The following is a 12,782-nucleotide window of genomic DNA, read 5'->3' as shown; positions in this document are numbered from 1 at the left end:
CATCCCTCGAGAGGCTGGCGCTAACCGCATACGATCCTGAAACAAGTTCAGGATGAAGAAATTTTAAACCCCGGCGTGAAAGCGTCGGGGTTTCTTATTGGCTAATCCGAACCGCCAGCGTCATTTTTCTGACACCAATCGCGCTTATGTCATTTTGATGATAGCCACCACCACTCCCAAAAACCGCCCGGACAAGCGCGATGTTCTGGCTCAGGCGATTCTCGACGGATGTCCGGTCAGCGACCTCGCGCAGCGCTTCATAGCCGCCGGCTATAGCGAAAAAGCGGCCCATTATGAGGCCAGGCGAGCGCTGAAAGACCCGCTCTTCAACGCCGCCAAGACGATCAGCAACCGGGTCGGCAAGCGCGACTGGACGCTGGATATCTATCGCCGGCTGCACGAAACAGAAACGGACGGAGACCGCAATATTCCGGTCGTTGACAAGATCGAACCGGAGATATTCTTCCGCGACTTTCATAACCGCAACCGGCCGGTCAAGCTCACTGGACTTGTCGATCATTGGCCGGCGATGAAGCGCTGGACATTCGATTATCTAGCGCAAAAAATCGGCAACAATGTCATTGAGCTTCAGGGCCAGCGTCTGTCGGGCGAGGATTATGAACTGGTCAAGGACCGCTACAAACGCCATGTAGCTTTTGGCGAATTCATCAAGCTGCTCCGCAAGACCGACAGCAGCAACGATTTCTATATCACCGCCTATAATGACACGGTCAACAAGCGGGCGCTCGCACCGCTGTGGCAGGACGTCGGCGATATCGCACTGCTCAAGGCAAGCGGTGGCCAGGATGGCTTCTTCTGGATGGGACCGAAAGGTACGATCACGCCCTTTCACCATGACCTGACCAACAATCTATTGCTGCAAATTTCCGGACGCAAAAAGGTGAAAATGGCAGCCGCCTATGACCTACCCCAAATGCGCAACCATCAGCATTGTTTCAGCTTATGGTCCTCAAGCGAGGAAATCACGGCTCAGGGAGAGAATGCTCCCACTATCTGGGAATGCGAAATTGGTCCAGGCGAAGCGATATTCCTGCCCGTAGGCTGGTGGCATCATGTCGAAGCGCTCGACCACACGATCGGCATGTCCTTCACCAATTTCCCGGTCGATAATGATTTTTACACGAACTATCCGAGCGAAACCGCTTTCTGAATCGAGGAGTATCCGGCTCTAAACCGTAAAGCTCTCCCCACACCCGCAAGCGCCCTTGGCGTTCGGATTATCAAACACGAACCCGGCGGTAAAATCATCTTCCACCCAGTCCATCGTGCTGCCGATCAGGTAGAGCACCGATCCGCCGTCGACGTAAAACAGGCCGCCGGGGGTGACGATCTTCTCGTCGAACGGGACTTCCTCGGTGACATAGTCGACCGAATAGGCCAGGCCCGAACAGCCGCGGCGCGGGGTGGAGAGTTTGACGCCGATCGCATCGTCGGGCGCCTTGGCCATCAGGTCGGCGATGCGCTGCTCCGCGGCGGGCGTCAGGTTGATCGCGGCGGGTATTTCGCGGGTTTTGGTTTTCGTGTCGGTCATTTCATTCTCCTTCTCCCTTCCCGTTTACGGGAGGGGTCGGGGGTGGGATTGTAGATGGCCTTAGGCCCACTCTGGGCCCACCCCTAACCCCTCCCGCAAGCGGGAGGGGGATATCCTACAACATCCCCAGTTCAAGCTTCGCTTCGTCGCTCATCTTCTGCGGGTCCCATGGCGGGTCCCAGACGAGATTGACCTCGGCGTGGCCGACGCCGGGCACGCTGCCGACCTGCAGCTCGATCTCGCCGGGCATGGATTCGGCGACCGGGCAATGCGGCGTGGTCAGGGTCATGGTGACAATCGCGTGATTATCCGGCGTGATCTCGACACCATAGATCAGGCCGAGATCATAGATATTCACCGGAATTTCCGGATCGTAGATAGATTTCAGCGTATCGATCACCGCTTCGTAAATATCGCCACCGGCTTCTCCGGCCGATACCTCGGTCGGTTTCTGCGCGAGAAAGCCTTCGAGATAGTCCTTCTTGCGATTGAGCTTCGCCGCATCGCTTTCCGCTTCATAGGGCGATGGTGCCATCACAGGCGCGGCCTTTTCTTCCGGACTGTCCACCGCATCCTCGACTTTCGCCAGTTTCGGTTTCTCAACTGACTCGACCTCTTCCACCAATATCTTGCGTTCTTCGTTCATATCGTCACCTTACCCGAAAATCTTTCTGACCCGATTGATGCCGTCCACCAAGGCGGCGACATCATCGTCATCACTATAAATCCCGAAACTCGCCCGCGCCGTTGCCGCCACGCCGAGAGTATCCATCAGCGGCTGCGCGCAATGATGGCCGGCGCGGATCGCAACCCCGCCTTCATCCAATATAGTGGCGACGTCGTGCGGATGCACGTCACCGACCGCGAAACTCAAAATGCCCATGCTCTTGTCCGGGCCAAAGACCCGCACCGAGTTGATGCCGGACAAGGCTTCGCGCGCCTTGGCCAGTGTCGCATTTTCATGATCCGAAATGACGTCGAGACCGATGCCCTCGACATATTGGATCGCGGCATCCAGCCCGACCACACCGGCGATATGCGGCGTCCCCGCTTCAAAGCGGCCTGGCGGCGGTGCATAAGTCGTGCCGTCAAAAGACACGCGGTCAATCATCGACCCGCCCCCTTTCCAGGGTGGCATAGCTTCGAGTGTTTCATAAGGTGCCCACAAGGCACCTATGCCGGTCGGCCCGTAAATCTTGTGCCCCGAGAAAACATAAAAGTCGCAACCAAGATCCTGCACATTGACGGGCAGACGCGGCGCGGCCTGACATCCGTCGAGCAGCAGCTTAGCGCCAGCCTTGTGCGCGATGGCCGCTGCCCGTTTCGCATCGAGCAGGGACCCGAGCACGTTGGAAACATGGGCTAGCGCGACCAACTTGTGCTGTTCGGTCAAATGCTCTTCGATCCAGTCGAGATCGATCTGGCCATCATCGGTCAGCGGCGCGACATCGATTTGCGCCCCGACCCGCTCGGCCAGCATCTGCCACGGCACGATATTCGAATGATGTTCCAGCTGCGACAGCATGATCCGGTCGCCATGCCCGACAAATTTGTTGCCCCAGCTTTCCGCGACCAGATTGATACTGTCGGTCGCGCCGCTCGTGAAGACAATTTCATTTTCGGATGCACCGCCAAGAAAACCGGCGACGCGTTTGCGCGCGGCTTCATAGGCGAGTGTCATGTTGGCGGAGCGCGCATAGACGCCGCGGTGGACGGTGGCGTAATCCGGGCCGTAGGCGCGGGCTATGGCGTCGAGCACGGCCTTGGGTTTCTGCGCGGTGGCGGCGGAGTCGAGATAGTGCCAGTCAGGCCCGATGCCGGGGAAATCGGCACGGTGGCTGGTCCGTATGATAGCGGGAGCGTTCATGATCGCACTTCCTCGTCATCCTGAACCTGTTTCAGGATCCATCGCGCCGCAAACACAGCCTGTGCGCTTGGAGAAGTGGACCCTGAAACAAGTTCAGGGTGACGAGCGCGAATTCTCCTCACGACAAAGCCTCCAACACCTCAAGCGCCTTGCCCTCGATCGCGTCCCTAACGGCATCATCATCAACCGACACAAAAGCATCGGCAATGAACGCCTGCAGCATCAGCTTCTTCGCCGGCGCCGGCGGCAGGCCGCGCGAAGCGAGATAGAAAAGCGCCTGCTTGTCGAGTTCGCCAACGGTCGCGCCATGGGCGCATTTCACGTCGTCAGCGAAAATTTCCAACTCGGGCTTGGCATTCGCGGTCGCGCCGCGATTGAGCAGCATCGATTTGACCGACTGGGCCGCATCGGTTTTCTGTGCATGGCGGGCAACATTGATGCTGCCGAGAAAACTGCCCGTCGCCGTGTCCGCCAGCACCGAGCGCACCACCTGATTGGAGGTCGCATTGGGTTCGGCGTGAACGGTCTCGGTAACGATTTCCAGCGTCTGTTTGCCCGATCCCAGGATCGCGCCGCCCAGTTCAAAATGGGAGCCGTTGCCGAGGGTCGCCCTGACCTGAATCCGGCCATAGTCGGCATTATGCGCGAGAATATGCAGATTGAACGTCGCATTATCTCCGATGGTCACATCAAGATCGACCAGGCCGACGCCGTCGATCACCGGCAGTTCAGCAATCTGGTGCGACACGGTTTCGCCTGCGGGGACGATGATTTTCTCGGGGCCGGCCAGTTTCGGCCAGACAGGTTCAAGCGCCTTGAGATCGGCATAACGCCATGCCTCGTCGCGGCGCGTAGGAAGCGGTGCGGTCATATCATTTTCCTCCCTGAAGCGAAGCTTTGGGGAGGGGGACCATGCGAAGCATGGTGGAGCGGTAATGCGCGAACCGCCCCTCCGTCAGGCCTGCGGCGTGCCACCTCCCCATGTCCTGCGGACACAGGGAGGAAAGAGTTAGCGCAAAACATCATGCCGCCTCCGCGATCGCTTCATAGCCTTCATTCTCAAGCTGCAGCGCCAGTTCCGGCCCGCCGGTCTTCACGATCCGGCCAGCCGCCAGAACATGGACAAAATCGGGCTTCACTTCGTCGAGCAGACGCTGATAATGGGTGATCAGCAGCACCGCCTTGTCGGGCTTGCGCATGATCGCGTTGATGCCGGACCCCACGGTGCGCAGCGCGTCGATGTCGAGGCCGCTGTCGGTCTCGTCGAGGATCGCCAACTTGGGATCGAGAATCCCCATCTGCACCATCTCGTTGCGCTTCTTCTCGCCGCCGGAAAAGCCGACATTGACCGCGCGTTTGAGCATATCCATGTCCATCTTCAGCAGCGCCGCCTTGTCCTTGGCCAGCTTGATAAATTCCGCTCCGGTCAGCGCCTCTTCGCCGCGCACCGCGCGCTGGGCATTCAGGCTTTCGCGCAGAAATTGCAGGTTGGATACGCCGGGAATTTCAACCGGATATTGGAAGCCGAGGAAGATGCCCGCGGCAGCCCGCTCGTGCGGATCCATATCGAGCAGATCCTGCCCGTCGAAGCTCGCGCTGCCCTCGGTCACTTCATAACCGGGCCGTCCGCCCAGCGCATAGGCCAGCGTCGACTTGCCCGCCCCATTGGGTCCCATGATCGCATGGATTTCACCCGCCTTCAATTCGAGCGAGAGCCCCTTGAGGATTTCTGTGTCGCCGACGGTGGCGTAGAGGTTTTCAATTTTTAGCATTTAGTCATTCTCTTTTATCAAGGGAGAAGAGGGTGGCACGGGCGCAACTAGTCGGGGTGCTTGGAAGTTACCGGCTTTGAACATCTTCAGCATGCCATCCAGATGTTCTAGGTTTCCGTATATTTGTGCAGCAAGGTAACGAGATTCTTGCCAGTGCATGTCAGGATTAAGCTGCTCTACCTTGGTCTGTATCTGCTGCTTGGCTTCTTTGATTTTGCATTCACGCTCCATGCCATCACTTATGGCGTACATTTCCATCATATATGCGTTTGATTGATCTTCAGGAATTTTCTCCCCTTTTGAAGCTTTCCGAACCAGTGATTCATATTTCTTATCAAGGGCCTGATTTTTAACATCATATTTGGTGCGACAGTCAAAGCTGGGCTGTAACAATTCTGCATAGTCCAAAACACTGTAGTCCGAGCTCAGCTGGTTCGGTTCAGTGGAAGCCAAAGCTTGGGCCAAGATTAGTTCGATAATCATACCAAACGTCCTTTTAGGCCCACTGCGCCTTCGAGCAATTTCTCTTCAGCGGAGGGGTTGAAGCTAGGGCTGACGACTGTGCACAATGCTTTGAGTATAAAAACCAATACGCGTTCCGGAAAACTCTTCGTGCCTTCGTGTCTTTGTGCGCCAAAATTTGACTCGCACGAAGCCACAAAGCCGCGAAGAAAAGCGATGTTTCCGGCTCCGTCATTGCGAGAAGCCGCAGGCGACGTGGCAATCCAGCTGGCGCGCATGCCGCTCTGGATTGCTTCGCTGCGCTCGCAATGACGAGGGTGGAAAGCGCGGAACATCACCCCACGCTCCCCTCAAGACTGATCGCCAGCAGTTTCTGCGCCTCGACCGCAAATTCCATCGGCAGTTCCTTGAGCACTTCCTTGGCAAAGCCGTTGACGATCAGGCTCACCGCCGCCTCTTCGTCGAGGCCGCGTTGCTGGGCGTAGAACATCTGGTCGTCGCTGATCTTGCTGGTCGTCGCTTCATGCTCGATCGTCGCGGTCGGGTTCCTGACCTCGATATAGGGCACAGTATGCGCGCCAGACTGGTCGCCGAGCAGCAAGCTGTCGCACTGGGTGAAGTTGCGGACATTTTCCGCATTGGGACCAACCCGCACCAGACCGCGATAGGTGTTGTCGCTGTGACCGGCGCTGATGCCCTTGGAGATGATCGTCGAACGGGTGTTCTTGCCATTGTGGATCATCTTGGTTCCGGTATCGGCCTGCTGATAATTGTTGGTCAGTGCGACCGAATAGAATTCGCCAACGCTGCCCTCGCCGTTCAGCACACAGCTGGGATATTTCCAGGTCACCGCGCTGCCGGTCTCGACCTGGGTCCAGCTGATCTTGCTGTTCTTGCCCTGGCACAGGCCGCGCTTGGTGACGAAATTATAGATGCCGCCCTTGCCGTTCTCGTCGCCGGGATACCAGTTCTGGACGGTACTATATTTGATCTCCGCATCGTCCATCGCAACCAGTTCGACCACGGCGGCGTGCAGCTGGTTCTCGTCGCGCATCGGCGCGGTGCAGCCTTCGAGATAGCTGACATAGCTGCCTTCGTCGGCGACGATCAGCGTCCGCTCGAACTGGCCGGTATTTTCCGCGTTGATCCGGAAATAGGTGCTCAGCTCCATCGGGCAGCGGACGCCCTTGGGGATGTAGACAAAGGTGCCGTCGCTGAACACGGCGCAATTGAGCGTGGCGAAATAATTGTCGTGCATCGGCACGACCTTGCCGAGATATTTTCTGACCAGATCGGGATATTCCTTGATCGCTTCCGATATCGACCGGAAGATCACGCCCGCCTCTTCCAGCTCCTGCCGGAAAGTGGTCGCCACCGAGACGCTGTCAAACACGGCGTCGACCGCTACCTTGCGCGCCCCCTCGACCCCCGCGAGAACTTTCTGCTCCTCGATCGGGATGCCGAGTTTCTCGTAGACCCGCAGAATTTCCGGATCGACCTCGTCCAGCGAGCCCAGCTTTTCCTTCGCCTTGGGCTCGGCGTAATAATAAGCATCCTGATAGTCGATCATCGGGATCTCGAGCTTGGCCCAGTCCGGCGATTCCATCTTCTCCCACTGGCGGAAAGCCTTGAGACGCCATTCCAGCATCCACTCGGGCTCGCCCTTCTTATCGGAGATGAACCGCACGGTCTCCTCGTTCAGACCCTTGGGCGCGAAATCCTGTTCGATGTCCGACGACCAGCCGAACTCGTAAGTGCTCGCCTTGTCGACCGCTTCCTGCGCCTCGGCGTTCATTTCCGCGCGCTCGGCATCATAGTCGGATGTTTTGACGTCTTCGCTCATCATGCTTTTTCCATCGTTCGAATTTGGGGGGCGACTGGCAAATCCGACAGGCTGGCCAGGCTGACATCGGCCAGCGCCTTGCGAATTGTCCGGTTCACTACGCCCCAATGGGGCTTCACCGTGCAACCGTCCTCCAGCATACAATCGTGATTGCCGTCAATGGTACAACTGGTAATCGCCAGCGGCCCTTCAACCGCTTCGACAATTTCGGCGAGGCTGATCGAAGCCGGCGGGCGCGCCAGACGGATGCCGCCACCGATACCGCGCGTCGATTCGAACAGTCCGGCGGTGGTCAGCTTGCTCACCAGTTTCTTCGCTGTCGGCAGCGGAACACCAGTCTCCTGCGACAGCTTCGTTGCGTTCAGCTTCCCTTCCGCGAGCAGCGCCGCGCCGCAATGGCGCGCCGCAGCGGACATCAGGACAACAGCATAGTCTGCGAGGTTGGAAAGACGCATTTTTCTCGATTCGCCGAGGGTGAAAGTTTAAACAAGACCAATTTAGTCTCATTTATCCAACATTGCAAGTCCAGCGGGGCCTTGCCGGGTCGGGCAAAAGCGGAAAACATGCTTCCAGTACTTCCAGTCAGGTCTCGGTCGTCAGCGGGGCGATCTTGCCTTTCAGATTGGCGCGCTGGTCGATCAATCGCGCGATTTCGCCCTCACCCACACGGAGTTGGGTGGGAGTCACGCCGGCGAAGAATTTCACTTCCCGGATCATATGCGACTGGTCGTAAAAGGCGTCGACCAGTTCCAGCAACTCTTCCTCATTATGCTCGGCATAGGCCCGGGCTGCCCGCAGCGCCCGATATTTGCGCGCGAGATATTTCGGCGGCATGCCATAGAGCTTGTTCACCGTCCGCAGCACCTGCCGCGAGCTTTGCGTCGACCGCTCCATCAAGCCACTGATCGGTGGCGACGGCTCCGAAGACAGCCACTCATCGACCATCTTGGTAAAGGCGGCTGTTTCCGGCTTTAGCCGCGGTTTCAGCGAGCGATAGACTTTGTCTGCCCAGGCAACCATTTCTTCAGGGGTCTTGCAACCACGCAGATATTCGAGATTCTTATCGATTTCCTGGGTAAAAACCTCGGCCGCATTGACCGCCTTGTCGGTATATTCTGCCGCCGATTTCCGCGTCGAGATCGCCCATCCAGCGGGCAAGACGCCAATTCCGAACATCCGGAACGGTCCGGTCACGTCCACATGCATTGCGCCGGTCGACGGCCCCTGCAACACCGCCCCCTCATGCGAGAAACTGCTACCATCGGCGAAACTTATGACCGCGCTGCCCTCCAGCAGAAAGCGCAATTGCGCAATCGCGGCCCTCTCGTTATCCGCAAAGCGCGGCTGATCATCTTCGAAAAGATAATAGACCGAAACGAGGTCCCGCACATCTTCCGCCGGCGCAAAATATCTCAAGCTTACCAATTTACGACCCCTTGATCTGCCCCTCCCCAGGTTCAGATTCCCTATGGAATGCGCTTTTATAGCAAAGAAATATAGTTAAAAAAAAGGCCTGACCAAAATAATGGTCAGGCCAATAAGGAAAAGAACTCCGATACCGTCGGATTACGATGGCAGGAGCCCTTCGGGTCGCCCTGTCGCTATGCACCGCTAATGGTTCGGCGCGATTGGACAAATACGACATATTCGCCACATAGTTTTGACATTTAAGGACAAATGCTTCTTTTCCCGGTGGCCGATCAGCGGCTCGCCGCAATCCAGGCGTCAACCCGTTCTTCCATGATATCGAGCGGTACCGGGCCGCTTTTCAGGATCACGTCATGAAAACCGCCCATCGTGAACCGGTCGCCCAGAGCTTCCTGCGCCCGTGTCCGCAGCTCAAGTATCTTCAGCTTGCCGATCATATAGGCGGTCGCCTGGCCGGGATAGACGATATAGCGTTCGATCGCCTTGCGAATGTCACCGTCGGGATTGGGCGTATTTTCGGTCAGATATTGAATCGCCTGTTCGCGACTCCAGCGCTTGTCATGGATTCCGGTATCCACAACCAGCCGGCACGCCCGCCACAATTCCATCCCGAGTCGGCCGAAATCGGAATAAGGATCGGTGTAGAAGCCCATATCCTTGCCCAGTTCTTCGCTATACAGGCCCCAGCCTTCCGAATAGGCAGTCACACCACCGAATTTGCGAAATGCGGGCAGATCACCGAGTTCCGTCTGGATAGCCAGTTGCAGGTGATGGCCGGGCAGGGCTTCGTGATAGGCCAGCGCCTCCAGCTCGGTTTTCGACATGCTCTTGAGATCGTAGAGATTCACATAATATGTGCCCGGCCGCGAGCCATCGGGTGCCGGCCGCTGGTAAAAGGCCTTGCCCGCGGATTTCTCACGAAACGCTTCCACCGGCTTGATCACAAAGGGAGCATTGGGCAGCGTGTCGAAAAATTCGGGCAGCTTCTTTTCCATCGCCGCTAGCTTGCTATTGGCCTCGGCCAGATAATCTTCGCGGCTGGTGTGATAATATTGGTCGCCGGTGCGCAGATGGACGAAAAATTCCTGCAGGCTGCCTTCAAAGCCGACATCCGCCATGATCTTGCGCATCAGTCCGTGAATGCGCGCAACATTGTCGAGTCCGATCTGGTGGATCTCGTCGGCGCTCAGATCTGTTGTCGTGTAATTCTGCAACCGTTCGGCATAATAAGCCTCGCCGTCCTCGAACCGCCAGATACCGTCGCCGTCCCCGGCCATCGCCTGCTGACGCTCCATCTCGGCAATAAGCTTCTCGTAAGCAGGCTTCAGACTGTCGAGCAGCGCTTCCTCGCCGCGGGCAATCAGATCCGCCTTTTCGCTCTCCGCAATATCGAGCGCATTTACCTTCTTCTTCAGATCGGCAAATATCGGTGAGTCATCGCCTTCGGTAAAGGGCGCGCCGGCGATGACATTGCGGGCATCGTTGATGACATAGGGAAACACCCAGTCCGGCACCATGATCCCGTCATCGGCCCGCTCGGCAGATTGCGCGACCAGCATTTCCATCATCGGCCCTGCGCCGAAGAGGCGGCTGACATAGGCGCCCGCGTCGGCCTTGCTGGCAACCCGGTGAATATTGATCATGAACGCCGGAATCTGACTCTGCGCACCATTCATCTGGTCAAAAATATAGCTGTTCCGGCGGAACGGGAAAGCATTGCGGGAACGTTCCGCCCTTGCTTCAAACAGGCGATAGCTCAACTGGCCGGCTTCGTTCAGCTGGTCCTTGTCAAACTCCGCTTTCATTTTCGCCAGCGCAGCCTGTCCGCGCTCATATTGCTCGATTGCCGCGGCTTCGCTCGGATCATCCCATTTGCCGTAATCGTCGTCACGAATGCCGCGATAGGCTTTCGACAGAGGCGAATGGGCCAGTTCCTGCTCGTCATATTGCTCGAAAAAAGCGGACAGTTGTGCGTTGATATCTTCCCTGGCCTCGCTGGCACTTTCGCTGGTCTGCGCGTGGCTTGCAGTTCCGACAGTGACCGCAGAAAGGGCCAGGGCAGACGCGGCGGTCAGCAAAAAATTTCTCATCCTCAGATCATCCTTATTGGGTAAAGTTTTGCCGATCCTATCACCCAGATTGCTTTTCGACAAATTGCGCCTTTGGCGCTGCGCGCACCGGACGATATGCCGTCCCGTCAATTGCCGGTTGCTGGCTGCACGATCCACCGGTAGGTCTCATGCTATCATGAATGCACATGCACCGGACGCACTGATTATCGGCGGCGGCCATAATGGTCTGGTCTGCGCTTATTATCTCGCCCGCGCCGGTATGAAGGTCCGGATACTGGAAGCGCGCAAGGTGATCGGCGGCGCGGCGGTGACCGAGGAATTTCATCCCGGGTTCCGCAACAGCACGGCTAGCTACACGGTCTCGCTGCTCCAGCCGAAAATCATCGCCGATATGGGACTGGTGGAGCGCGGCTACCGGGTGATCGAGCGGCCGAAAAGCAACTTCCTGCCACTCGGCGGTGGCGAATATTTGCTGATGGGCGGTTCTCTCGAAGCAACTCAGAAGGAGATCACACGTTTCTCCGCAGCCGATGCAGCGCGCCTGCCGGCTTATTACGAAATGCTGGAATCGGCAGCGGCAATATTACGCGAGCTGGCGCTGGAAATTCCACCGAATGCCGGAGGTGGAGCAGCGGCCGTGCTGGCGGGGATATCCGCCGCCCGCCGGTTCACGCGGCTTCCGGCGCAGCAACAACATGATATTCTCAAGCTGTTCACGCTGAGCGCCCGCGAGTTGCTCGACCAGTGGTTTGAAAGCACGCCAGTCAAGGCGGCCTTCGGCTTTGACAGCATCGTCGGCAATTATGCCAGCCCCGATACGCCGGGCAGCGCCTATGTCCTGCTCCACCATGTTTTTGGCGAGATCAATGGCAAGGCGGGACAATGGGGCCATGTGATTGGCGGTATGGGCCGGATCACGCAGCTGATGGCCGCGGCCTGCGAAGAGGCCGGCGTCGAAATCCGCCTGCAAACACCGGTCCGGAGACTGCTGGTCGAGAACGGGGCTGCCGTCGGACTGGAAACCGCGAACGGCGAGCAGATTCGCGCGCGGAAGATTGTCGCCAATGTCGGCCCGAAACTGCTTTATGACGAGCTGATAGATAACGCCGATCTGCCAGCCGGATTCCGCCGGATGATGGACGGCTATCAATGCGGTTCCGGCAGTTTCCGAATGAACCTGGCGCTGGACGGTCTACCCGACTTCAGTGATTTGCCCGGACCCGGCGATCATCTGAAATCCGGGATCATCATGGCCCCCTCGCTCGATTATATGGACCGGGCCTATCAGGACGCCCGTCGATATGGCTGGGCGCGCAAACCGGTGGTCGAGATGCTGATCCCCAGTCTGGTCGACGACAGTCTCGCTCCCGCCGGCCAGCATGTCGCAAGCCTCTTCTGTCAGCAATTTGCGCCCGAATTGCCGGAAGGTCGTGTCTGGATGCATGATCGCGATGCTGCGGTGGAAGCCATTTTGAACGTTGTAGAAAGCCACGCACCGGGCTTTCGCAAGCTGATTCGCGGCCAGATGGCGCTGTCTCCGCACGATCTGGAGCGTAAATTCGGACTGGTCGGCGGCGATATTTTCCATGGCCGCATGTCCCTGGACCAGCTTTGGGCCGCGCGCCCGGTGGTTGGTGCGGCCGGTTACAAGGGACCTTTCGAAGGTCTGTATATGTGCGGATCGGGCACCCATCCCGGGGGCGGTGTAACCGGTGCACCGGGTCACAATGCCGCCCGGATCATTCTGCGGGAGCGCAGCTTTTTCAGGCGATGGCTTGGCTGACGC

General features: G+C 57.9%; 13 protein-coding genes. 2 read left to right on the top strand and 11 right to left on the bottom strand.

The window, feature by feature from the left end:
- Positions 1–97: 97 nt before the first annotated feature.
- Entirely contained in the window at positions 98–1,171 is a 1,074-nt protein-coding gene (locus BOSE62_RS13615; protein ID WP_159647098.1) for a cupin-like domain-containing protein, read from the top strand.
- Positions 1,172–1,189: 18 nt separating this feature from the next.
- Here BOSE62_RS13615 and BOSE62_RS13610 read toward each other — a convergent pair whose 3' ends face one another.
- The 11 genes from BOSE62_RS13610 to BOSE62_RS13560 form a co-directional block, all read right to left on the bottom strand.
- Entirely contained in the window at positions 1,190–1,552 is a 363-nt protein-coding gene (locus BOSE62_RS13610) for a HesB/IscA family protein (protein ID WP_159647096.1), read from the bottom strand.
- Between the two features lie 115 nt (positions 1,553–1,667).
- The gene (locus BOSE62_RS13605) at positions 1,668–2,198 is read right to left on the bottom strand and encodes an SUF system Fe-S cluster assembly protein (RefSeq protein WP_159647094.1); all 531 of its coding nucleotides are present in this window, start codon (positions 2,196–2,198) and stop codon (positions 1,668–1,670) included.
- A 9-nt stretch (positions 2,199–2,207) separates the two neighbouring features.
- The gene (locus BOSE62_RS13600; protein ID WP_159647092.1) at positions 2,208–3,419 is read right to left on the bottom strand and encodes a cysteine desulfurase; all 1,212 of its coding nucleotides are present in this window, start codon (positions 3,417–3,419) and stop codon (positions 2,208–2,210) included.
- A 118-nt stretch (positions 3,420–3,537) separates the two neighbouring features.
- Positions 3,538–4,290, bottom strand: coding sequence for a SufD family Fe-S cluster assembly protein (locus tag BOSE62_RS13595; protein WP_159647090.1), 753 nt, complete (start codon positions 4,288–4,290; stop codon positions 3,538–3,540).
- Positions 4,291–4,441: 151 nt separating this feature from the next.
- Complete coding sequence (gene sufC, locus BOSE62_RS13590; RefSeq protein WP_159647088.1) at positions 4,442–5,191, bottom strand: Fe-S cluster assembly ATPase SufC; 750 nt, start codon at positions 5,189–5,191, stop codon at positions 4,442–4,444.
- On the bottom strand, positions 5,192–5,674 hold the full coding sequence (locus BOSE62_RS13585) for a hypothetical protein (protein ID WP_159647086.1): 483 nt from the start codon (positions 5,672–5,674) through the stop codon (positions 5,192–5,194).
- On the bottom strand, positions 5,671–5,988 hold the full coding sequence (locus tag BOSE62_RS13580) for a hypothetical protein (protein WP_159647084.1): 318 nt from the start codon (positions 5,986–5,988) through the stop codon (positions 5,671–5,673). The genes BOSE62_RS13585 and BOSE62_RS13580 overlap by 4 nt, the downstream gene beginning before the upstream one ends.
- Positions 5,988–7,448 carry a Fe-S cluster assembly protein SufB gene (gene sufB / locus BOSE62_RS13575; RefSeq protein ID WP_159648053.1) on the bottom strand — a complete coding sequence of 487 codons (1,461 nt, stop codon included), beginning with the start codon at positions 7,446–7,448 and terminating at the stop codon, positions 5,988–5,990. The genes BOSE62_RS13580 and sufB overlap by 1 nt, the downstream gene beginning before the upstream one ends.
- Before the next feature lie 47 nt (positions 7,449–7,495).
- On the bottom strand, positions 7,496–7,951 hold the full coding sequence (locus BOSE62_RS13570; protein WP_159647082.1) for an SUF system Fe-S cluster assembly regulator: 456 nt from the start codon (positions 7,949–7,951) through the stop codon (positions 7,496–7,498).
- Positions 7,952–8,078: 127 nt separating this feature from the next.
- Positions 8,079–8,921, bottom strand: a complete 843-nt coding sequence (locus BOSE62_RS13565; protein WP_159647080.1) for a DUF6597 domain-containing transcriptional factor — start codon at positions 8,919–8,921, stop codon at positions 8,079–8,081.
- 275 nt (positions 8,922–9,196) lie between these two features.
- Complete coding sequence (locus BOSE62_RS13560) at positions 9,197–11,014, bottom strand: DUF885 domain-containing protein (protein WP_159647078.1); 1,818 nt, start codon at positions 11,012–11,014, stop codon at positions 9,197–9,199.
- Positions 11,015–11,171: 157 nt separating this feature from the next.
- On the opposite strand from BOSE62_RS13560, the gene BOSE62_RS13555 reads away from it, so the two are divergent.
- On the top strand, positions 11,172–12,779 hold the full coding sequence (locus BOSE62_RS13555) for a phytoene desaturase family protein (protein ID WP_159647076.1): 1,608 nt from the start codon (positions 11,172–11,174) through the stop codon (positions 12,777–12,779).
- Positions 12,780–12,782: the final 3 nt, after the last annotated feature.

It is taken from the genome of Sphingorhabdus sp. 109 (assembly GCF_902506555.1).
In the GTDB taxonomy this organism is placed as follows: Bacteria; Pseudomonadota; Alphaproteobacteria; order Sphingomonadales; family Sphingomonadaceae; genus Parasphingorhabdus.
The sequence above is the reverse complement of the archived record's forward strand: the minus strand, read 5'-3'. Positions and strand labels throughout refer to the sequence as shown.